The sequence below is a fragment of the Aestuariivirga sp. genome (assembly GCF_044238155.1).
GTDB lineage: Bacteria > Pseudomonadota > Alphaproteobacteria > Rhizobiales > Aestuariivirgaceae > Aestuariivirga.
In genome coordinates, this window is the sequence record NZ_JBIIDX010000012.1 from 1 (window position 1) to 20,453 (window position 20,453).

Sequence of the window (20,453 nt, forward strand, 5' to 3'; positions counted from 1 at the left end):
GCTGCTGCTGGCCGCCCGAAAGCTCATGCGTCCGCCTTGCGCCGAAGCCCGCCAGCCGCACCATGGCCAGCGCCTCGTCCACCGCGCGGGCGATCTCGGCGCGCTCCGGCTTTGGGCTTCGCTGGCGGAGCCCGTAGGACACATTGTCAGCCACCGAGAGATGCGGAAACAGCGCATAGTGCTGGAACACCATGTTCACCGGGCGGCGGTAGGCCGGAACCCCGGTCACGTTCTCGCCGCGGATGAACACCTCGCCGCTCGTCGGCTGCTCGAACCCCGCCATCATGCGGAGCGACGTGGTCTTGCCGCAGCCCGACGGGCCGAGGATCGACAGGAATTCGCCGGGCCTGACCGCAAGATCATTGTCCGCCACGGCGACCACCTCGCCGAAGCGCTTGCTGACCTTACGGAATTCGATGACGCTCTGGGTTTCTTTCACGATCCATGGGAAGTTCGGTCAGGCAACGGGGATTGTCAACCTGATGCTGGGGCGGGGACTTCCGCCTGCTGATCCAACTTGCAATCCCCCGGTGTTTCGGCCATAAGCCGCCTCGCCGATAGGCACCCGGCTGGGGGCTGAACGGAAGGGCCGCGTTCGCTCGGCCAGGGGTGGAACCCCGTCTTCCCGTGTCTCCGCTCTTTCGTCTGACCGGTCTTTCGAGCCTTTCCAACGGGTTCGAAAGAGGCTCTGCGCCGGATGCCCGAGGCTAGGAATTATAACGAAAGGCACATCAAAAATGGCTCTATATGAGCACGTGTTCCTGACCCGTCAGGACGCTGCGCCAACTCAGGTTGAAGCCCTGACGGAGCAGTACAAGGCGCTGATCGCCGGCAATGGCGGCAAGGTGACCAAGACCGAATATTGGGGGCTGAAGTCCCTCACCTTCCGGATCCGCAAGAACCGCAAGGCTCACTACACGTTGTTCAACATCGACGCGCCCTCCGCCGCCGTCCAGGAAATGGAGCGCCAGATGTCGATCTCGGAAGACGTGATCCGCTTCATGACCGTGAAGGTGGAAACTCTGGAGGACGGTCCGTCTGCCCAGATGCGCCGCCGCGAGGACCGAGACCGCCGCGATGACCGTGGCGATGGCAGCGAGGAGGCAATCTGATGTCAGCCCCACAAGCCCGCCGTCCCTTCTTCCGTCGCAAGAAGAGCTGCCCGTTCACCGGCGACAATGCGCCGAAGATTGATTACAAGGACGTGCGCCTGTTGCAGCGCTACATTTCCGAGCGCGGCAAGATCGTGCCGAGCCGCATCACCGCGGTAAGCGCCAAAAAGCAGCGTGAGCTGGCTCAGGCCATCAAGCGCTCCCGCTTCTTGGGCTTGCTGCCATATGTGCTGAAGTAAGGAGGACGCCGATATGGAAGTCATTCTTCTGGAACGCGTCGCCAAGCTCGGCCACATGGGCGAGGTGGTGAGGGTCAAGGACGGCTATGCACGCAATTTCCTGCTCCGGCAGGGAAAGGCACTGCGCGCCACTGATGCTAACAGAGCGAAATTCGAGCGGGAGCGCGCTGCGCTTGAGGCGCGCAACGCCGAGCGCCGTGCCGCGGCAGGCCAGGAAGCCAAGTCACTTGAGGGCAAGAGCTTCACGCTGATCCGTCAGGCGGGTGAGTCCGGTCAGCTCTACGGCTCTGTTTCACCGCGCGACATCGTCGAGGCCGCAGCCGCGCAGGGCGTGAAGGTCGACCGCGGCCACGTCCAGCTGGCCTCGCCGATCAAGACGATTGGCGTGTATCAGGTGATGGTCACGCCACACCCTGAAGTCGAGGTGACCGTGACACTGAACGTTGCCCGTTCACCCGAAGAGGCCGCTGCACAGGCACGGGGCGAAGTGCTGACGGGCCCAGTGTCCGACCGCGCCGAAATCCGCGCCGCGGCTGAGGCTCTGTTCGAGGAAGCCCAGGCCGAGGCGGCGGCTGAAGCAAACAGCTGATCGCCAGTAGGTTGAACATCGATGAGGGCCGCCCTGAAGGGCGGCCCTTCTTTTTACGATGATCGCGCGACACGTCCGGCCGAGACGTTAACCCTCGTGAATCCACCCTCTTGCGCGGCACACATCCTCCACATTAAACTTTCGTTAGTATTGATTAACCCAGGGGGAAGGTGGAACGCCAGGAGGCGAAACCACCAGGGAGTGGAGGATGTACGCACTTCTCGACCGCGCTTTGAAGATGGTGATGGTGAAGGGCACGTTGCACGTGACGGGCCCGGATGGCTCTGTTTACGTCTATGGCGACGGAACTGGCACGCCAGTCAACCTGTCCGTCAAGACGCCACTTGCCGCCGCGAAGGTCGCCACTGATGCGGATTTGCATTTGGGTGAATGCTTCATGGAAGGTTCGGTGGATGTGACCGACGGCACGACCATCTATGATGCGCTGGCTATTCTCATGGACAATGGCCAGGCCCATCGCCTGCCAAAGGTCGCCAAGGCCGCTTATGCCGTACGCAAGGCGTGGAAGCGCGTCGATCAATACAATCCCGTCGGCAAGGCGAAGAATAATGTGGCGCACCATTATGACCTTTCCGGTGCGCTGTATGACCTCTTCCTGGACCGAGACCGTCAGTATTCCTGTGCCTATTTTGAAACCGACGACGGCTCACTCGAGGATGCGCAGCTCGCCAAGAAACGCCACCTCGCTGCCAAGCTGGACATAAAGCCAGGCATGAAGGTCCTCGACATCGGATCAGGATGGGGTGGACTCGGACTTTACATTGCCGAGATTTGCGGTGCGGATGTGACGGGCGTGACGCTTTCCGAGGAACAATTCAAGCTTTCCAACGAGCGCGCCAAGCAACGCGGCGTTGCAGACCGAGTGCAATTCCTGCTCAAGGACTATCGCCACCTCAATCAGAAGTTTGACCGAATTGTCTCGGTTGGCATGTTTGAACATGTAGGAGTTGGTCATTTCAAGGAGTTCTTCGCCAAGGTGAATGGCCTTCTCAAGGATGACGGTGTTGCCGTATTGCACTCGATCAATCGCTCTGATGGACCCGGCGCGACCTCAGCCTGGATCAAGAAGTATATCTTCCCTGGAGGCTACATCCCCGCCCTTTCCGAGGTGCTGCCCCATATCGAGCGGGCTGGCCTGTATGTGACCGACATCGAGATCCTGCGCCTGCACTATGCAAGGACACTGCGTGACTGGGCACAGCGCTTCAACGCCCACCGCGAGCGTGCCCGCGAGCTCTATGACGAGCGCTTCTGCCGGATGTGGGAATTCTATCTCGCTGCCTCTGAATGCGCGTTCCGTTTTGCCGGCATGAACAATTTTCAGATCCAGTTCGTGAAGAACCAGCATGCCCTGCCCTTCACGCGTAACTATATGATCGAAGAAGAAGACCGGCTGCGCGATATCGATTCGAGGCTGCCGCGTTTCAAGTCGGTCCCAGCCGAGTAGGCAGCCACCGGGCCGTTGTGGATAGCGGGCAAAAGGCGCATAAAACCGCCTCAGTTGCCAGTCATCTGGTATCGGTGAATCGATGAACACCGCTCCACTCCTTCGTCCAGTTGACACTACGCCGGCCGATGAGGCCTACCGAAGCCCGCCAAGCAATATCGAGGCGGAGCAGGCTTTGCTGGGCGCCATCCTGGTGAATAACGAGGCCTGTGACCGGGTATCAAGCTTTCTGCTGCCGGAGCACTTTTTCGAGCCGCTGCATGCCCGCATCTACGAAGCCGCCTCAACACTGATCCGCATCGGCAAGCTGGCAAGCCCAGTCACGCTCAAGAGCCACTTCGAGAATGATGCAACCCTCAAGGATATCGGTGGAACTGCCTATCTGGCCAGGCTGGCCGCCAATGCCACCACCATCATCAATGCCGAAGAATATGGCCGCACCATCCACGAGCTTGCGCAGCGGCGCAAGCTGATTGGGGTGGGCACAGACCTCGTAAATGAGGCCTTCTCACCCGACATCGAGGATAGCGCCCGCGACCTGGTTGAACGCGCCGAGCAGGCGCTCTATTCGATGGCGGAAACCAGCAAGTATGGTCAGGGTTTCCAGCCCTTCGTGCGCGCGCTCACCGACGCAGTGGACATGGCCGCGAGCGCCTACCAGCGCGATGGCGGGCTTTCCGGCATCGCTTCGGGCCTCAGAGATCTCGACGAAAAGATGGGTGGGCTTCAAGCATCCGATCTGATCATTCTCGCCGGTCGGCCAGCGATGGGAAAGACGGCGCTCGCGACAAACATTGCCTACAACATTGCCAGGGCTTACACAGCCGAGCACCAGACAGATGGGTCGGTGAAGGTTACCAACGGCGGCATCGTGGCGTTCTTCTCGCTTGAGATGTCGGCCGAGCAGTTGGCTACCCGCATTATTTCTGAACAGGCAATGATCCCGTCAGAACGTATCCGCCGCGGCAAGATCAACGAGGATGAATTCGCCAAGATCGTCGAAGTCACTCGGGAAATGCAGTCGCTCCCGCTTTACATCGACGCAACAGGCGGCCTGACCATAGCGCAGGTAGCCGCCCGCGCCCGCCGACTCAAACGCCAGCGCGGCCTGAACCTGCTGGTTGTCGATTATCTTCAGCTTTTGGCCGGCTCCACCCGGAGAGCAGCCGAAGGCCGCGTTCAGGAGGTATCGGAAATCACCGTTGGGCTGAAGGCACTGGCCAAGGAACTCGGAGTGCCCATCCTGGCGCTGTCGCAGCTGTCGCGACAGGTGGAGAACCGGGATGATAAACGGCCTCAACTCTCGGATCTGCGGGAATCAGGCTCCATTGAGCAGGATGCCGACGTTGTCTTGTTCGTCTACCGAGAGGAATACTATCTCGCACGCAAGGAACCGCGCCCCAACACTCAGGAGCATTTTGACTGGCAGGAACAAATGAACCGTGTGAATGGCGTGGCCGAGGTAATCATCGGCAAGCAGCGTCATGGACCCACCGGGATCGTGGAACTGCAGTTCGAGGCGAGCCTCACCAAGTTCCAGAACCTGATACGCGGGGAAGACCTGCCGGAACGCTTCGACTGATCCACCCTGCCCTGGCACACGCTTGATCCCGGCATTTGCCTGGCCTAGAGCAAAGTTCCGAAGCCAAGCAGAAACGGAAAGCAGCGCTTGAACATTCTTGCCAATATCGGCCGCACCTCGCTCAGCCTTCTTGAGGAAGTCGGCCGAGTCACGCTGTTCCTCAAGGACGCACTGGTGCAGGGGCTGACCCCCAAGATCTTCCTGCGTCAGGTCCTCATCCAGATGATGCGGATCGGCTACAATTCTCTGCCGGTGGTCGGTCTCACCGCCTTCTTCACGGGTGGCGCCCTGGCGCTGCAGATCTATCTGGGATCGTCTCGCTTTAACGCCGAAAGCCTCGTTGCGTCCATCGTGGCGCTGGGCATAACACGTGAACTTGGCCCGGTACTGGCGGGGCTCATGGTCGCAGGTCGTGTTGGCGCGTCAATCGCTGCAGAATTGGGCACGATGCGGGTGACCGAACAGATCGATGCCCTGGTCACGCTCGCAACAAATCCGTTCAAGTATCTGGTCGGCCCGCGAATTGTTGCCGCAGTTGTCACCCTGCCACTGCTGGTGGGCATTGCCGATACAATCGGTATCTTGGGCGGCTACATCGTCGGTACGCGCTCACTTGGGTTCAATGGTTATGCATATATCCGCAACACGGCTGACTTCCTTGAACTGGAAGATGTAACATCGGGCCTGATCAAGGCAGCGGTCTTCGGCTTTATCATCGCCGTGATGGGCTGCTACCATGGGTTCAACTCAAGGGGCGGCGCACAGGGCGTAGGCCGCGCCACGACAAATGCCGTAGTATCGTCAGCAATTCTTATTCTCGCCGCCAATTTTGCACTCACCTCGCTTCTGTTCAAGGACTGAGATCATGGCGGAAGCTCACATCGTTCTGGAAAATGTGCATAAGAGCTTTGGCGCCAAACATGTGCTCAACGGCGTCACGCTCGCAGTTCCAAAAGGCCATTCGCTGGTGGTGATCGGCGGATCAGGTACCGGCAAGTCCGTCATGCTGAAGTGCATACTTGGAATTCTACGGCCGGATTCAGGTTCCATCCGGCTGGCTGGAGAAGACGTGGTGGGGCTCAAGGGGGCAGCGAGAGATGCATTCCTTGCTCGTTTCGGCATGCTGTTCCAGGGTGCAGCCCTGTTCGACTCGCTGAGTGTTTGGGAAAATGTTGCTTTTGGCCTGATCCAGGGACGTCACATGGTCAGAACCAAGGCTCGCGACATTGCGATGGAGAAGTTGCGCCAGGTGGGTCTTGGCCCTGAGGTTGGTTCCTTGTTCCCGGCCGAGCTTTCCGGCGGCATGCAGAAGCGCGTCGGACTCGCCCGGGCGATTGCAGCCGATCCCGAAATCATCTTCTTTGACGAACCCACCACCGGGCTTGACCCGATCATGGCCGATGTCATCAACAATCTCATCGTAGATTGCGTCAAGCGACTGGGCGCCACAACAATCTCGATCACCCACGACATGGCTTCCGCGCGCAAGATCGCCGACGATATCGCGATGATCCACAAGGGTCAGATCGTCTGGCAGGGTCCGGCACGCACCATCGATACAAGCGGAAATGCCTATGTCGACCAATTCATCCACGGCCGCGCTGCAGGGCCCATCGTGATGGACGTGCTGAAACCCTAGAACGAGGAGCCTTCATGACCGTCGCCGACATTCTGATCACAAATGCCCGCGCACTCACCATGGATCCTTCCCAGCCGCACGCGACGGCCATCGCCATTACTGGAAACCGGATCCTCAGAGTAGGGCCTGTTGAGGATGTAGTCGGGTTGAAGGCCAAGCACACGCGTGTGATCGATGCCGGTGGCAAAACTGTAATCCCAGGCATCATTGAGGGTCACGTCCATCTTTTTGGCGGCGCAGTCGAGCTCGAAACCCTGATGCTGAATGGCATGTATGGCTTTGACAGCATTGCTGCCGCGGTTGCCCGGTATCGCGCCGCCAGGCCTGCCGAGCCTGTGTTGCTTGCAACGGGCATCGCTCACGAAGCCTTCGGTGTGCCGATCACCCGTCAATTGCTTGACCAGATCCTGCCGGATATTCCGTTCATCGTGGGATGCTTTGATCATCATACGATGTGGGCCAACACCCGCGCGCTTGAGGCGGCAGGGATCATGCACGGCCGGCCGCTGCCAGTTGGCAACGAAATTGTACTTGATTCAAAAGGTATTGCCACCGGTGAGTTGCGCGAGCCCGCGGCGTACATGCTGGTTCAGGCGCTGACTCCGACTGGTGGCCGTGAGTGGTTGGGGATGACCACGGGAGAGAGTCCCGAACCGCCAGCAACGACAGCGCAGCGTGAACTTGACATGGAGTACCTCAAGAAGGGCATAGCTCACGCTGCCTCACTCGGCATTACCTCCATGCACAACATGGATGGCAACTGGTATCAGCTTGAGTTGCTGCGGTCTCTCCTGGAGAGAGGAGAACTGAATGCACGGGTGGAAGTCCCCTTCCACCACAAGAACACGTTTGCTGTTTCTCGCGTCGAGGAAGCTGCACAGATGCGCGCTGCCTACCGTGGTGACATGTTGCACTGTGATCGCGTGAAGATCTTCATTGATGGTGTGCTAGAGACCTATACGGCACTGATGCTTGACGGCTACCCCGACCAGCCAGACAACATGGGCGCACCCCTGTTCAGCGCCACGGACTTCAATGAGATCGTGAGACGTGCTGATCGGCACGGTCTGCAGATTTCAACGCATGCCATTGGGGATGGCGGCGTGCGCCGTACGCTTGACGGATACGAAGCTGCCGCGAAGGCCAATGGCCGCCGGGACTCACGCCACCGCATCGAGCATATCGAGATGATAGACCCGACCGATGTTCCGCGGCTGAAGCAGTTGGGTGTCGTAGCATCCTTGCAGCCGATCGCCGGAGTTGGCGTTCCTGGCAACCCACCCGAACCTATCCTGTCGAGGGTTGGATCCAAACTACCTTATGCCTATGCTTGGCAGACACTACGCGAGGCCGGCGCAGTCGTCGCCTTCTCTTCTGACTGGCCGGTTGCACCACTGAACCCATTCCTTGGCATGCAGGCGGCGATGACAGCCGTTCCCATGTGCCCAGACTGTCCACCCCAGGCTCAAAACCTGTCAGACACCCTGCATGCATTCACGACTGCCGGAGCCTACATGGAGTTCATGGAGGATCGCAAAGGCATGCTGAAAGACGGTTACCTTGCCGACATTGCCGTGCTCGATGCCAACCTCGAGGCAACGGTGAATGAGGAGATCGACAAGGTACGACCGCAAGTGACGATCTGCGACGGTCGGGTGACGTTCGAAGCCTGAGGCCTCGCCTTCACCCGCAAATCGCTTCATCCCACAGGCTTGACAGTAATCTTCTGCGATCGCAACTGCTGCTCAGGCAACTTCGGCAGGCTTACCCTGAGAACGCCTTTGTCGAAGGCGGCCTCGACCTTGGCAGCGTCAACATCGGCAGGTAGCGAGAAGCTTCGTTCGAAGACGCCGTAGGATCGCTCCATGACGTGAAAGTCCTTCTGCTTGTCGTCCTTCTCAACCTTCTTCTCACCCTTGATGGTCAGCACGCCATCCTTCAGCTGCACATCAATATCCTCAGGCGCACAACCGGGTATCTCTGCCGTCACCTCGATAGCACCATCGTGTTCGGCCACATTGACCTTCATGGCCACAGCATTTCGGCCAAACTCGCCCAAGAGAGGCGCGCCACGGCCGAAATCGTGAAACACGCGATCAATCTCGCGCTGCAGGCTAGAGAACACGTCAGAACCACCCGATCGTCCGACGACATCGGGAAGAGAATATCTTGCCATCTGAACCTCCGTAGTAAGCAATTGGACCCAGTTTCATTTAGATGCAGGACGTCGAATTTCCATATGACGTGGATCAAATCGGCACCTATAAGCCTGCATTCACTGTTCCGCTCTGCAACCCCGAGGTAAGGACTACTCTTGGAACAACGTCACCTTGCAGCCTATGTCATGCTCTCACTGGGCTGGGGATTGTCCTTCATGGTTGTCCTGCGCGTCGTACAGGCCTTTGGCTGGGGCGCTGCAGTCAGTTTTCGTGCCCTCGTGGCCGGCGGGACCCTACTTCTCATCGCCATGCTTACGCGCCGCAAGCTCGACTTCAGCTGCGGCTGGCAGCCCCTGGCGATATCAGGGCTCCTGACCGTTGCGGGGCAACTCACAGGCATTGCCTTCGCCGCACCGCGAATCGGAACGGCGATGACAGCCATTATCGTTTCAGCCATTCCACTCTTCTCAATGATCGTCGGCCGGCTGGCGGGTATCGAACGCCTCTCGACGCGAAGCACCGTGGGGCTGTTGACCGGCTTTATCGGCATCATACTTCTGGTGGGATTTCCTGAGGCACCATTTACCACTGACTTCCTGCTGGGATGTATCGTGTCGATTCTCGGATCACTCTCCGCGGCTTGTGGCAGCCTCTTTGCGGCGCGACGACTTCGCATGGTCGATCCGTGGGTTGCGACCATTGGCTCATTCCTGTGGGGCGGCGTGATGACCCTGCCCCTCATTTTCCTGGTGCCCATGCCTGGTATTCCCGGTACGACAGATATTCTGTGGCTTCTGGTACTGGGGCTTTTCACAAGTGCCCTGATGTACGTGATCTATTTCAACCTCCTTGCCGCCATCGGGCCAACACGTGCCATCAGTGTCGAATTCGCAGTCACCGTCGTTGCTGTAGTCGCGGGAACAGCCGTACTGGGCGAACGGCTCTCAACGATCCAGATTTCGGGTGGGCTGGTAATCGTGGCAGGCTGTACCCTGGTGCTGGGTCTTTGGCCGGGTAGCAGTTGGCGGCGCATTCGCGACGATTAGGTCAGCTCAATTGACCTGAATTGTGATTTAACAACCTTTGTTTGATGATTAACTTGCGAGAAATCATGATTGGTGTTCGACCCTGCACCAATGCATGCCGCAAGGTTCCATAGCCTTGGCGCCTTGGCCGATGTGTTGCTGGTCCGGTCGGGTAACCCGACAGCCTCGTTGCCCCCTCCTGCGACACGTTGGAGATGGTCCCGGAGGAACCCCACCCCTCCGGGACCTTACCACGGCGAGACAACCCCTTGCGTTCTCTCATTGTTCCGATATAGGGGGGCATGGGTAAATCATCTGTCTTCGTCTGCCAGAGCTGCGGGACCACAACCTCCAAATGGTCAGGGCGGTGTGATGGCTGTGGTGCATGGAATACGATCATCGAAGAGCAAGCGTCGGCCCCGCTCTCCGGGGCCAAGGGCGCGCAGCTTCCGAAGGGACGCGCAACCCGATTGGTCGGCCTGCGTGGCGAGGCAGCAGCACCTCCACGCATCATATCCGGCATCGGCGAACTGGATCGGGTGGCAGGTGGCGGCTTCGTACCGGGGTCAGGTGTGCTGATTGGCGGCGACCCCGGGATCGGAAAATCAACCTTGCTTCTGCAGACACTTGCGGCGCTGGCGCGCAAGGGCCAGCGGGTCGTATACATATCCGGAGAAGAAGCCATCGCACAGGTCCGGTTGCGTGCCCAGCGTCTGGGGCTAGATGATGCGCCGGTACTCTTGGCGGCTGAAACCAACGTATCTGATATCATTGCGACGCTTTCAGAGGACGCGCCACCAGCGATCGCCGTGATCGATTCGATCCAGACACTCTGGGCACCCTCAATCGAGGCGGCCCCTGGCACTGTTTCGCAACTCAAGGCAGGCTCCGAGGCGCTGATCCGCTTTGCCAAGCAGCGGGGCACAGCCGTGCTGCTGGTGGGCCATGTCACCAAGGACGGACAGATCGCGGGTCCCAAGGTGGTGGAGCACATGGTAGATGCCGTGCTCTACTTCGAGGGTGATCGCGGGCACCAGTTCCGGATTCTGCGGGCGGTCAAGAATCGCTTCGGGCCGACGGACGAAATCGGTGTCTTTGAAATGTCCGACGGGGGCCTGAGCGAAGTAACCAATCCTTCTCGCCTCTTCATGGGATCGGGCGAGCGACCGACGCCGGGCTCGGCAGTGTTTGCAGGCATGGAAGGGACACGGCCACTTCTTATTGAGGTGCAGGCACTTGTGTCTCCCTCGCCGCTTGGCACGCCACGGCGCACCACGGTCGGGTGGGACTCAAATCGGCTGGCGATGATCCTGGCCGTCCTGGAAGCCCGCGCTGGCGTTCAAATCGGCCAGAACGACGTTTACCTCAATGTAGCCGGCGGACTCAGGGTGCGGGAACCTGCCGCTGACCTCGCGGTCGCAGCGGCTCTGCTCTCCTCGCTGACCGGAACTGTGATTCCACCGGGAACGACGGTGTTTGGCGAGATCGCGCTGTCAGGCGCCATTCGCCCGGTCGGCCAGACTGAAGCCCGACTCAAGGAGGCTCAGAAATTGGGACTGAAGGAGGCGGTCATCGCTGCATCTGCCGAACAGCCAGGGGCAAAGGACCTGAAAATCCGACCCATGGAAACGATCATGGATCTCGTGGCGTGGTCTGCCGCGCAAGACAGGGGACATCGGAGAATCGCCTAGTCCGGCGCTGAAAACCTTTCTATAAGGTGACGGCTGTTGGGTGCTACAGACTTCAGGACAGACTATGCCGTTGACGATTTTGGATTTTGTTCTATTTGCGGTCATGCTGGCCTCGGGGCTGCTTGCAATGGCGCGCGGATTGACCCGGGAGGTGCTTTCGCTGGTGGCCTGGGCCACAGCAGCGGTAGCGGCCTACTTTGCTATCAAGGAGCCTCGTCTGGTCGAGTTTTTCAAGACCAACGTGCCCCACCTCGACAAGGATATCTTGGCCCAGATTGCCACAGGCGCGAGTGCTTTCCTTGTGGTGCTCATTATCATTTCAGTGATCAGCGTGAAGATCTCAGACTATGTTGTGGACTCTTCCGCCGGCGCCTTCGATCGCACGCTTGGTTTCATCTTCGGGGTGGCGCGGGGCTTTGCCTTTGCCGCCATTGCATATCTTTTTTACGGCTGGCTGCTGCCCTACGACAAGCAGGATGACTGGGTTCGCAACGCTTACAGCTTGCCGATGATAAAATCAGCGGGCGACATCCTCGTCTCCTTCATGCCACCCGACATCGCCGAAACGCTGAGCAACACCGCCCTTCTGAAGACACCCGCTCCGGTCGACCCTGCCGCGGAACCTGGCGCACAGCCGGAAAGTGGCTACAAGAGCAATGACAACCAAGGGCTCGAAAACCTCATTCAAGGTACGGGTGACGGCGATCAGCCCACGGCCGGTCAACAGGGCAATACCCAATGACACTGGATCAAGACCTCCACGCCGACCGTCTACGAGAGGAATGTGGAGTCTTCGGGATATACGGCCATCCCGATGCTGCCGCACTGACTGCCCTGGGGCTGCATGCACTTCAACACCGCGGCCAGGAGGCAGCTGGCATCGTGTCTTTCGATGGAGAACGCTTCCAGACGGAGCGCCGCCTCGGACTTGTCGGCGATCACTTCTCTTCTGCCAAGGTCATCAATCGACTGAAAGGCAACCTCGCGCTGGGCCATGTACGCTATTCGACGACCGGCGAGACCATTCTGCGCAACGTACAGCCCCTATTCGCCGAATTGGCAGCCGGCGGATTTGCTGTAGCGCATAACGGTAACCTGACCAACGGCCTGACTCTGCGGCGCGAACTCATCAGTCAGGGCGCCATCTGCCAGTCAACATCAGATACCGAGGTTATCCTGCATCTGGTGGCTCGCTCGCAGAAGACCCGCATTGTCGAACGTTACATCGATGCGCTGCGGACGCTCGAGGGGGCGTATGCACTCGTGGCGCTGACAAACAAAAAACTTATAGGGGCACGCGATCCTCACGGCATCAGGCCGCTTATTCTAGGCGAGATCAACGGCGCCTACATCCTGTGTTCCGAAACCTGCGCCCTCGACATCATCGGAGCGCGCTTCGTCCGCGAGATCGAGAATGGTGAAGTCGTTGTCATTTCCGATGAAGGGGTTGAAAGTCTTCGCCCCTTCCCACGACAGCCAGTCAGGCCTTGCATCTTCGAATACATCTATTTTTCGCGACCAGACTCGATGCTTGGTGGCCGGTCTATCTACGAGGTTCGCAAGGCTATGGGCCGCGAGTTGGCGCGCGAGTCCTCCATTGCTGCTGACGTAGTGGTGCCAATTCCCGATTCGGGGGTACCAGCTGCACTTGGTTTCGCACAGGAAACGAGCATCCCCTTTGAGCTGGGCATCATCCGCAATCATTACGTGGGACGTACCTTCATTGAACCAACTCAAACCATCCGCTCTCTCGGGGTCAAACTCAAGCACAACGCCAATCGCGCGGCGGTGAGGGACAAGCGGGTTGTGCTGGTCGATGATTCGATTGTGCGCGGCACGACATCGGTAAAGATCGTCAGAATGATGTATGAGGCCGGTGCCAGGGAGGTTCACATGCGAATCTCCAGCCCTCCCATCAAACATCCTGACTTTTACGGCATTGACACGCCTGAGCAGAAGGCATTGCTCGCTGCAACTCACTCGCTTGAGGAGATGCGAGACTATATCGGGGTCACCTCACTGGCCTTCCTCTCCGTCGACGGTATCTATCGAGCCATGGGCTATCCTGGGCGTGACAACGCCCGTCCGCAGTTCACCGACCATTGCTTCACAGGCGACTACCCCACCCATCTCACGGACTTGGCCGGCGAAAACCGGAAACAGCAGCTCTCGCTGCTGGCGGAGGCAGGCTGACTCACATGCCAGAGAGGAGATTGCAAGGGCGTGTGGCGCTGGTGACCGGCGCATCGCGCGGGCTAGGGGCATCGATCGCCATGGCTCTGGCACGTGAGGGTGCTCATGTGATCGCAACCGCCCGAACCGAGGGCGGCCTTACCGAACTGGATGATGCCATCAAGTCAGCGGGTGGCAGCGCTACACTGGTCCCGGTCGATATCCGCGACTTCGATGCGCTGGACCGGCTTGGAGCAGCAGTATTTGAACGCTGGAAGAAGCTCGACATTCTCATTGGAAATGCAGGCGTGCTTGGCAAGCTTACGCCGGTGGCGCACGCCGAACCAAAGATGTGGGACGAGGTCATGGCGGTCAATGTCACTGCCAATTATCGCCTGATCCGCTCGCTGGATGTGCTGCTCCGCCAATCTGACTCGGGGCGCGCGGTATTTGTGACATCGGGCCTGGCACGCAGATGCTGGGCCTATTGGGGGCCTTATTCTGTCTCGAAGGCCGCCCTCGAGGCGATGGTCAAGACCTATGCCGCGGAAATTGCCACAACGCCCCTTCGCGTGAACTGCTTCAGCCCTGGTGCCACCCGTACCCGCATGCGGGCGACCGCTATGCCAGGAGAAGACCCGTTAAGTCTACCGCATCCCGATAAAGTCGCTGCGCAGATCTTGCCGATGTGCCTGTCAGATTTCAACGACAATGGTGGCGTCTGGAAATATGACCCGGCGGGTCTTTTCAAACAGGCGTGATCTAAAGGGTCAGCGCGACTTGTCGAAGGGGTTCTTGCCACCCCGCAGACTGAACCGGATCGGCACCCCGCCGAGATCGAAGCTGTCACGCAGCCCATGCATCAGGTAGCGCACATAGCTCTCAGGCATTTTGGACAGCTGGTTGCCAAACAGTGCAAACGTCGGCGGGCGAGCGTTGGCCTGGGTTGCATAACGGATCTTGATGCGGCGACCGGAGGGAGCAGGAGGTGGGTTGCGCGCGATCGTAGCCTCCAACCAACGGTTCACCTGCGCGGTTGGAATGCGGCGGTTCCAGCGCTCCATCGCAGCAAGCACGGCTTGGAGCAGTTTGTCGATACCTTTTTCCTGGTGGGCGGACAGCGTCACCACAGGCACGCCTCGGATTTCCGGGAGAACGTCTTCAAGATCACTCATGACTTCCCTGAGTTTCTTCTGCTTTTCCTTCACCAGGTCCCATTTCGACAATGCGAGGACTACGGCCCTGCCCTCGCGGGCCACGAGATCACAGAGCGCCAGGTCCTGCCGCTCGATAGGCAGGGACGCATCAATCAGCACAACCACGCATTCTGCAAAGCGGATGGCACGCAGCGCATCGGAAACAGCGAGCTTCTCGATCTTTCCAGTTACCTTCGCCTTTCGGCGTATGCCTGCCGTATCCCAAAGCCGGATGCGGGTTCCACGCCATTCAAAGTCGGAGGAAATGGCATCACGGGTAATGCCAGCCTCGGGGCCGGTGAGCATGCGTTCCTCACCGAGAATCGCGTTGACGAGCGTTGACTTGCCAGCATTGGGCTGACCAATGATGGCAAGCCGCAGCGGGCCTTCCGCCGTAACCTCGGTGACTGGTCTGCCCTCCGCATAAGGCACAAGCGCATCGTACAGAAGGTCAAGGCCCTCACCGTGCTCGGCTGAGACAGGCAAAGCCTCGCCAAACCCAAGTTCAAACGCCTCGAGAAGTGCAGCCTCGTGGCCACGGCCCTCGGCCTTGTTGGCGAGCAGTATGACCGGTTTTCCAAGGCGGCGTAATCGGGCAGCAAACTCACGATCAGACGGCGTGACCCCGGCGCGGGCATCAATCACAAACAACACGACATCGGCTATATCTGCCGCTGTCTCTGCCTGGGCGCTCATCCGCGCCTCAAGACTTTCGCCCTTGACGCTGTCGAGCCCGGCTGTGTCAAAAATCCGGAAGTGAAGATCGCCAAGGCTCGCCTGGCCTTCACGGCGATCACGCGTGACTCCCGGCTGGTTGTCCACGAGTGCGATCTTGCGACCGACCAGACGGTTGAACAGCGTCGATTTGCCAACGTTTGGCCGTCCCATGATGGCGACGGTTGCCGTCATTGGGGATCCTGGAAGGTCTCGCTCGTCGTTTGCGGAGGCTTGCAAGTAGGATCGTCCGGCGCACAGTACGCTTCCGCCGGCGTTGCGGCCTCACCTTCCGGTGTCGCAGATATCGGTGCCGGATCACTCACAGTACTTTTTGGTGCAGCGGGTGTTGGCCCTACCGCCACGTCCTGCTTTTCAGGGAAGGTTGGCCTTCCTGGAATCGCCTCCTCACGCGAGCCAGGCAGAACAGTGTTATCGACCTCACCAATCAAACCGTTGAGGGTACTGCAGCCTGACAAGAAGAACGCCAGCGCAACAGCCGCCAGGGACTGGCTGCGCCAACTCATCATGGGCCAGCCACAAGTGGCTGGAGTACTTGCGCCATGGTCTGCGCACGTTGACGCAGAGCAGGCGGGGCAGCGGGGTCTCCGAGAATATTCTGAACCTGCTGGTCTGCTCCCTTGTAGTCCTTCAGGCGAAACTGCACAGATGCCAAGAGCTCGCGGACAACGTGCCGCCAAGCACTGTCGGGCTGCGCCAAATCACCGACACGCCGCTCTATTTCCTCATAGGGGGCCTTGTCAGCCAGAACGAGGGCCGCCCGAACACGCGCCAAGTCGCGCAACGACTGGTCGACAGTAACATCGCCAGCCAATTTGTCATAGATCGCAACGGCTTCATCCGACTTGCCTTCAGCATTCAGCAGGGCAGCCTCACGAAGCTTCGCCAACTCGGCAAAACCAGAGTTGGTTACGTCCTGAAACGCCCTGAGGGCCTCATCGGTCTTGTCTCCGGCCACGAGTTCGGCAGCAGCGAAAAAACGATCTCCTGCAGCCTCAGATTGTTTGATCTGCCAATAACGCCAGCCCTCGACCCCGGCGACTGCCAGAATCAGCAGCACAACCAGAGCAATCAGAGCATTGCCATAGCGCGCCCACAGTTTCTTGAACTGCTCCTGGCGGACCTCCTCGTCCACCTCGCGAAACAGAGAATCATCGCTCAAAGCCGCTGGCTCCTTACAACCACCAAATCAATTGGATGGGGCGTAAATCAGGGCCGGGGCCAAATCAAGGCAATTCAGACGCGCTGCCCGCGCCCGGCCCGCCCGTATACTCCCTGCACGATACGGCCATGATCGCGGCGATACAGCACAAAGAGCGCGAGGCCGATACCCGCCAAGCCAGCAAAAAAACCGGCGATTTCGAAAACCATGCTGCCACCCCTCAGAATCGGAGACAGACAAAGCTTGCCCAGGGCTGGTTAACGAATTGATAAGTTTTAGTCAGTCCTTCAACTCGTAGGTATTCGAGGGGGCCGGGAAGCTGCGCGCCCTGACCTCTTCCGCATAGCTGCGGATGGCATTTTCTATGGCCGCGCCCACCTGGCCGAACTCCTTGACGAACTTGGGAACGCGCGGGCTAAGACCCAGCATGTCCTCCATCACCAGGATTTGCCCGTCACAGACAGGAGATGCGCCAATCCCAATCGTCGGAATAGGCACATCCCGGGTGATCTTGGCGGCGAGCGGCTCCGCGACGGCCTCCAGCACCACGGCAAACGCACCCGCTTCCGTCACGGACCGGGCATCGTCCTCGATGATGGCCCATTGCTCGCGAGTGCGTCCCTGGGTCTTGAAGCCGCCAAGGATGTTGATGGATTGCGGTGTCAGGCCAATATGGGCCATTACAGGGATACCGCGCTCGCTAAGAAAGTGGATTGTGTCCGCCATGCGCTTGCCACCCTCAAGCTTGATGGCGCCACATTGGGTTTCCTTCATCACCAAGGCAGCATTGCGAAAGGCCTGCTGCGGGCTTTCCTCGTAAGAACCGAACGGCATATCGACCACGACAAGGGCCCGCCTCGCTCCACGCATCACCGCGCGGCCATGCAGGATCATCAGGTCAAGCGGCACTGGCAGGGTCGACTCAAAGCCATGCATGACCATTCCCAGCGAGTCGCCCACCAAAAGAAAATCTACATATCTGTCGGCAATCGCAGCCGTGTGAGCGTGATAGGAGGTCAGCGAGACTATGGGCTCCTTGCCCTTGCGCGAGGTAATCTCGGGGACCGTCAGGCGGCGGGGGATGGGAAACTGCGACATTTCCAGAGCCTAATCCGCCCGGTGCAACCGGGCAAGGGCTCCCGGCTGTTCAGGTGAGCTCAAGCACCTGAACACCGATCAAGGCTCCATGCAGCTGCGCCATGACGCCATAGAGGGCGATACCCGCCAAGATGCTGAGCAGGTCATGGCCGCTCCGCACCTCCGGCGACGGGCGGACCCCGTTGAGAATACCGATGATGATGTGAAGCAGCCCATAGGCGAGGAAGGCCCCAAACAGGATCAAAGATGCCAGGTCCCCGTTCGACAACAGATGACCCGCCGACCAGAAGATGGTGGCGAAAGCCATTGGAAACCGTAGTTTTTGGCGAAGACTGCCCCGGAACAGGAATATCCCCAGACAGATGAAGGCGACCAACGTCAGGAGGAAATTGGCGTAGCGGCCCCAGACTGGCGGATCGTAGATGGCAACGAGGCCAGAGGAGTGCCAACCAATGACAACCACAAAGAGGCCAATGATCGAACCCAATCCAAACAGCGCTCCGTAAGCCTTCGATCCGACCGACGCCTTGAGCCTCTCCTTCAGAGAGGGGACTGCGGCAACGAGATGCAACGCAGCCGTGAGCACCACACCTGCCGCGAGAAGGATCATCCAATCACCGGAATATTCAGGACATAGGGGTGAAAACCTAGAAGGAAGACCACGTAGAGAACCATGCCGACCGCAACGGCGATAACATCAGACCGAAGCCGAGGCACATAGTCCGGGCGTTTTCCACGCAGTTCGGAGGACAGAATATCCGCCAGGCTGACCAGGAAAAATGTACCAAAAAGCCACACGTCGCTACGTTGGCCATTGACCAGAAGATGCCCTCCCGACCAGAGCAGGATGCCAATTGACATGGGGTTACGCAGCCAGAGCTTGAGATAGCCCCGGCCGTGAGACGCCCCGATGAATATGAAGGCCAGCAGCGTGAGCAACTTGACGAGATGGACCGATCCGTCCCACGGATGGTAGAGGAGTTCGGCAGTCGCGGGCCCGCTCCGGTTCTGGCTGAAGCCGTAAACCATGAGGACCAGTCCGAGCAGCGAGACTGCACTGTAAAGCATCTTCCACGGCATCTCACCGAGACCCGAATTAAGCCGGTCGCGCCACCGCGGAAACAAGATGGAAAACAAATGGCTACCACCAAACAGCAGGCAGCCGATCAACAGAAAGCTCATTATCCCGTCTCCCTAAGCCACCGGTTGTGCCAGAATTCACGCCCCGATCCAAGCCCATCGCGGCCATGTACGCAGCCCAGATGACATGCTAAAGGCGGCAAGTTCGGGGACAGTGGGACGAGGTTCGAGGGACGAGCGTCGATGAGTGCAAGGACCGCAACAGTGCGGAGTGGAGACAGTCGTCCATGACCGCCGAGGCTACCATCTATGTGATCTGCTCTGATCTGGCCCGAAATGGAAAGACGCTGCTGGCCCGCACGCTGACCGACCATCTGCTGCTTGAGGGGCGCGATCCCTACTGCTTTGATCTCAGCGCGCCAGAAGGAACGCTCCGGGCCTATTTTCCAGGCCGCACCACTCTGATCGACTTCTCTGAAGCGGCCGCACGAGAGCGTCTTTTTGGCACCATCTTGGGCATGGCTGGCCGCGACTACGTGATTGATGTCGCCGCTAACCGCCTGGCGGAGTTCCGCGAGGCGGCCGTCAATCAAGGTTTTCCTGCCGCCGCTCAGGACGCGGGGTTTTACCTGTGCGTCCTTTACATCGTTGACCGCGACGAAAAGTCACTTCACGCAGCTGTCAGCATCGAAGATGCCCTCCTGCCAGATCTGTTCGTGCCGGTCGTCAACAGATTCATCGGCTCTGCCCTGCCCGAAGGGGTGCCGGGCCCGACGCTGGTCATGACGAAGATCGACCCCGAGTTGCATGCCATTATCTCCCACCGCCGCTTTTCTCTGCGAAATTTCATGCTGGGTGACAATGCTGGCGTCCCTCCTCGCATGCAGGCCAATCTTCGTAACTTTCTTCATGGGTTACAGGCGGGCCTTCGCGAATTCGAGCCTGCACTCAGCCTCCGGCAACTGCAGGCAACCGAGATCTAGCCTCGACAAGAGGTTTGAATGGTTCCCCACTAAGCATTAGATTAAAGTATGTCGTCGTTCAGCGGAGTTGTCATGCATCTGTTCAAGGCTATTGCCTTCAATGTTGTCGCCATCGTCGTGGTAATCACCGCGCTGCCTACCGGCATGCCGGTGGCCTCCGCGCAGGTGGGGCAGATAGACACACAACCGGCTATCGCCGCGATCATGAACGCTGGCAGCCGCGCCGACCGTGTCAAGGGTATCACCAAGGTGCCAAGCGTGGGTGTCGTGAGACTTGACTTCATAGCCCTGCCGTTCTCGAGCGACGGCATTCCCAGTTGGCAAGAATTCCGCATTCTTGCTCAACGAAACGCCGCAGGCGTGAGGAAACTGCAGCACGCGCTCATGGCAAACGCCGCAACCCGCGACGCCCTCGCCAGAAACGGGGTCGAGGCCTGGCAGGTGGCCGGCGCACAGATTTCCTCCAAGGGCTCTCTGCGACTTTACATCTTCTCGAGATGGGAACGCCGCCCGCTCTAGAAAA

Annotated in this window: 22 protein-coding genes and 1 pseudogene; 15 read left to right on the forward strand and 8 right to left on the reverse strand. The window is 59.2% G+C overall.

The genetic code is table 11. From position 1 onward, the window contains the following. Positions 1-439, reverse strand: a 439-nt coding sequence (locus tag ACILRN_RS02365; protein WP_395685177.1) for an ABC transporter ATP-binding protein, incomplete at its 3' end; no start/stop codon positions are given. Positions 440-737: 298 nt separating this feature from the next. Here ACILRN_RS02365 and rpsF point away from each other — a divergent pair. The 8 genes and pseudogenes from rpsF to ACILRN_RS02405 form a co-directional block, all read left to right on the forward strand. Further along, positions 738-1,103, forward strand: a pseudogene (gene rpsF, locus ACILRN_RS02370) (30S ribosomal protein S6); the annotation flags it as partial. Positions 1,104-1,111: 8 nt separating this feature from the next. Next, positions 1,112-1,351 carry a 30S ribosomal protein S18 gene (rpsR, locus tag ACILRN_RS02375; protein WP_395685179.1) on the forward strand — a complete coding sequence of 80 codons (240 nt, stop codon included), beginning with the start codon at positions 1,112-1,114 and terminating at the stop codon, positions 1,349-1,351. A gap of 13 nt (positions 1,352-1,364) precedes the next feature. Then, on the forward strand, positions 1,365-1,940 hold the full coding sequence (gene rplI, locus ACILRN_RS02380) for a 50S ribosomal protein L9 (RefSeq protein WP_395685181.1): 576 nt from the start codon (positions 1,365-1,367) through the stop codon (positions 1,938-1,940). A gap of 208 nt (positions 1,941-2,148) precedes the next feature. Further along, a complete protein-coding gene (locus ACILRN_RS02385) occupies positions 2,149-3,408 on the forward strand; it encodes a class I SAM-dependent methyltransferase (RefSeq protein ID WP_395685183.1) in 1,260 nt (419 codons plus the stop codon). 82 nt (positions 3,409-3,490) lie between these two features. After that, a complete protein-coding gene (locus tag ACILRN_RS02390; protein ID WP_395685185.1) occupies positions 3,491-4,990 on the forward strand; it encodes a replicative DNA helicase in 1,500 nt (499 codons plus the stop codon). Between the two features lie 87 nt (positions 4,991-5,077). Then, the gene (locus ACILRN_RS02395; protein WP_395685187.1) at positions 5,078-5,851 is read left to right on the forward strand and encodes an MlaE family ABC transporter permease; all 774 of its coding nucleotides are present in this window, start codon (positions 5,078-5,080) and stop codon (positions 5,849-5,851) included. Positions 5,852-5,855: 4 nt separating this feature from the next. After that, complete coding sequence (locus ACILRN_RS02400; RefSeq protein ID WP_395685189.1) at positions 5,856-6,629, forward strand: ABC transporter ATP-binding protein; 774 nt, start codon at positions 5,856-5,858, stop codon at positions 6,627-6,629. A gap of 14 nt (positions 6,630-6,643) precedes the next feature. Beyond that, a complete protein-coding gene (locus tag ACILRN_RS02405; protein ID WP_395685191.1) occupies positions 6,644-8,302 on the forward strand; it encodes an amidohydrolase in 1,659 nt (552 codons plus the stop codon). 26 nt (positions 8,303-8,328) lie between these two features. Here ACILRN_RS02405 and ACILRN_RS02410 read toward each other — a convergent pair whose 3' ends face one another. Then, positions 8,329-8,805, reverse strand: a complete 477-nt coding sequence (locus ACILRN_RS02410) for an Hsp20/alpha crystallin family protein (RefSeq protein ID WP_395685193.1) — start codon at positions 8,803-8,805, stop codon at positions 8,329-8,331. Between the two features lie 138 nt (positions 8,806-8,943). Here ACILRN_RS02410 and ACILRN_RS02415 point away from each other — a divergent pair, with 138 nt between their 5' ends. The 5 genes from ACILRN_RS02415 (at position 8,944) to ACILRN_RS02435 (ending at position 14,437) form a co-directional block, all read left to right on the forward strand. After that, positions 8,944-9,834, forward strand: coding sequence for a DMT family transporter (locus ACILRN_RS02415; protein ID WP_395685195.1), 891 nt, complete (start codon positions 8,944-8,946; stop codon positions 9,832-9,834). 281 nt (positions 9,835-10,115) lie between these two features. Then, positions 10,116-11,504, forward strand: a complete 1,389-nt coding sequence (radA, locus tag ACILRN_RS02420; protein WP_395685197.1) for a DNA repair protein RadA — start codon at positions 10,116-10,118, stop codon at positions 11,502-11,504. 64 nt (positions 11,505-11,568) lie between these two features. Continuing rightward, positions 11,569-12,246: a CvpA family protein gene (locus ACILRN_RS02425; RefSeq protein ID WP_395685198.1), complete on the forward strand. Its 678-nt coding sequence runs from the start codon at positions 11,569-11,571 to the stop codon at positions 12,244-12,246. Further along, positions 12,243-13,697, forward strand: coding sequence for an amidophosphoribosyltransferase (purF, locus tag ACILRN_RS02430; RefSeq protein WP_395685200.1), 1,455 nt, complete (start codon positions 12,243-12,245; stop codon positions 13,695-13,697). The genes ACILRN_RS02425 and purF overlap by 4 nt, the downstream gene beginning before the upstream one ends. 5 nt (positions 13,698-13,702) lie before the next feature. Then, complete coding sequence (locus ACILRN_RS02435; protein ID WP_395685202.1) at positions 13,703-14,437, forward strand: SDR family NAD(P)-dependent oxidoreductase; 735 nt, start codon at positions 13,703-13,705, stop codon at positions 14,435-14,437. A 9-nt stretch (positions 14,438-14,446) separates the two neighbouring features. Here the strand turns inward: ACILRN_RS02435 and der are convergent, their stop codons facing one another. The 6 genes from der to ACILRN_RS02465 form a co-directional block, all read right to left on the reverse strand. Beyond that, a complete protein-coding gene (gene der / locus ACILRN_RS02440; RefSeq protein WP_395685204.1) occupies positions 14,447-15,781 on the reverse strand; it encodes a ribosome biogenesis GTPase Der in 1,335 nt (444 codons plus the stop codon). A 331-nt stretch (positions 15,782-16,112) separates the two neighbouring features. Next, a complete protein-coding gene (locus tag ACILRN_RS02445; protein WP_395685206.1) occupies positions 16,113-16,769 on the reverse strand; it encodes a tetratricopeptide repeat protein in 657 nt (218 codons plus the stop codon). Positions 16,770-16,843: 74 nt separating this feature from the next. Continuing rightward, positions 16,844-16,978, reverse strand: a complete 135-nt coding sequence (locus ACILRN_RS02450) for a hypothetical protein (protein ID WP_395685208.1) — start codon at positions 16,976-16,978, stop codon at positions 16,844-16,846. 70 nt (positions 16,979-17,048) lie between these two features. Then, entirely contained in the window at positions 17,049-17,867 is an 819-nt protein-coding gene (gene panB, locus ACILRN_RS02455; protein ID WP_395685210.1) for a 3-methyl-2-oxobutanoate hydroxymethyltransferase, read from the reverse strand. A gap of 49 nt (positions 17,868-17,916) precedes the next feature. Further along, positions 17,917-18,477 (reverse strand): NnrU family protein, encoded by a 561-nt coding sequence (locus ACILRN_RS02460; RefSeq protein WP_395685211.1) that lies wholly within the window; start codon positions 18,475-18,477, stop codon positions 17,917-17,919. After that, positions 18,474-19,049 carry an NnrU family protein gene (locus tag ACILRN_RS02465; protein ID WP_395685212.1) on the reverse strand — a complete coding sequence of 192 codons (576 nt, stop codon included), beginning with the start codon at positions 19,047-19,049 and terminating at the stop codon, positions 18,474-18,476. The genes ACILRN_RS02460 and ACILRN_RS02465 overlap by 4 nt, the downstream gene beginning before the upstream one ends. Before the next feature lie 185 nt (positions 19,050-19,234). On the opposite strand from ACILRN_RS02465, the gene ACILRN_RS02470 reads away from it, so the two are divergent. Then, entirely contained in the window at positions 19,235-19,930 is a 696-nt protein-coding gene (locus ACILRN_RS02470; RefSeq protein WP_395685214.1) for a hypothetical protein, read from the forward strand. Between the two features lie 72 nt (positions 19,931-20,002). After that, positions 20,003-20,449: a hypothetical protein gene (locus tag ACILRN_RS02475; RefSeq protein WP_395685216.1), complete on the forward strand. Its 447-nt coding sequence runs from the start codon at positions 20,003-20,005 to the stop codon at positions 20,447-20,449. The last annotated feature ends 4 nt before the right edge of the window (positions 20,450-20,453 follow it).

Excerpts from the sequence above, each read along its gene's own strand:
- ACILRN_RS02435 (WP_395685202.1), top strand. The coding sequence starts at position 13,703 with ATGCCAGAGAGGAGATTGCAAGGGCGTGTGGCGCTGGTGACCGGCGCA.
- der (WP_395685204.1), bottom strand. The coding sequence starts at position 15,781 with ATGACGGCAACCGTCGCCATCATGGGACGGCCAAACGTTGGCAAATCG.
- radA (WP_395685197.1), top strand. The coding sequence starts at position 10,116 with ATGGGTAAATCATCTGTCTTCGTCTGCCAGAGCTGCGGGACCACAACC.
- ACILRN_RS02385 (WP_395685183.1), top strand. The coding sequence starts at position 2,149 with ATGTACGCACTTCTCGACCGCGCTTTGAAGATGGTGATGGTGAAGGGC.
- rpsR (WP_395685179.1), top strand. The coding sequence starts at position 1,112 with ATGTCAGCCCCACAAGCCCGCCGTCCCTTCTTCCGTCGCAAGAAGAGC.
- ACILRN_RS02390 (WP_395685185.1), top strand. The coding sequence starts at position 3,491 with ATGAACACCGCTCCACTCCTTCGTCCAGTTGACACTACGCCGGCCGAT.
- ACILRN_RS02465 (WP_395685212.1), bottom strand. The coding sequence starts at position 19,049 with ATGAGCTTTCTGTTGATCGGCTGCCTGCTGTTTGGTGGTAGCCATTTG.
- ACILRN_RS02460 (WP_395685211.1), bottom strand. The coding sequence starts at position 18,477 with ATGATCCTTCTCGCGGCAGGTGTGGTGCTCACGGCTGCGTTGCATCTC.
- ACILRN_RS02425 (WP_395685198.1), top strand. The coding sequence starts at position 11,569 with ATGCCGTTGACGATTTTGGATTTTGTTCTATTTGCGGTCATGCTGGCC.
- ACILRN_RS02450 (WP_395685208.1), bottom strand. The coding sequence starts at position 16,978 with ATGGTTTTCGAAATCGCCGGTTTTTTTGCTGGCTTGGCGGGTATCGGC.
- ACILRN_RS02410 (WP_395685193.1), bottom strand. The coding sequence starts at position 8,805 with ATGGCAAGATATTCTCTTCCCGATGTCGTCGGACGATCGGGTGGTTCT.
- ACILRN_RS02400 (WP_395685189.1), top strand. The coding sequence starts at position 5,856 with ATGGCGGAAGCTCACATCGTTCTGGAAAATGTGCATAAGAGCTTTGGC.
- ACILRN_RS02405 (WP_395685191.1), top strand. The coding sequence starts at position 6,644 with ATGACCGTCGCCGACATTCTGATCACAAATGCCCGCGCACTCACCATG.
- ACILRN_RS02470 (WP_395685214.1), top strand. The coding sequence starts at position 19,235 with ATGACCGCCGAGGCTACCATCTATGTGATCTGCTCTGATCTGGCCCGA.
- ACILRN_RS02475 (WP_395685216.1), top strand. The coding sequence starts at position 20,003 with ATGCATCTGTTCAAGGCTATTGCCTTCAATGTTGTCGCCATCGTCGTG.
- panB (WP_395685210.1), bottom strand. The coding sequence starts at position 17,867 with ATGTCGCAGTTTCCCATCCCCCGCCGCCTGACGGTCCCCGAGATTACC.
- rplI (WP_395685181.1), top strand. The coding sequence starts at position 1,365 with ATGGAAGTCATTCTTCTGGAACGCGTCGCCAAGCTCGGCCACATGGGC.
- purF (WP_395685200.1), top strand. The coding sequence starts at position 12,243 with ATGACACTGGATCAAGACCTCCACGCCGACCGTCTACGAGAGGAATGT.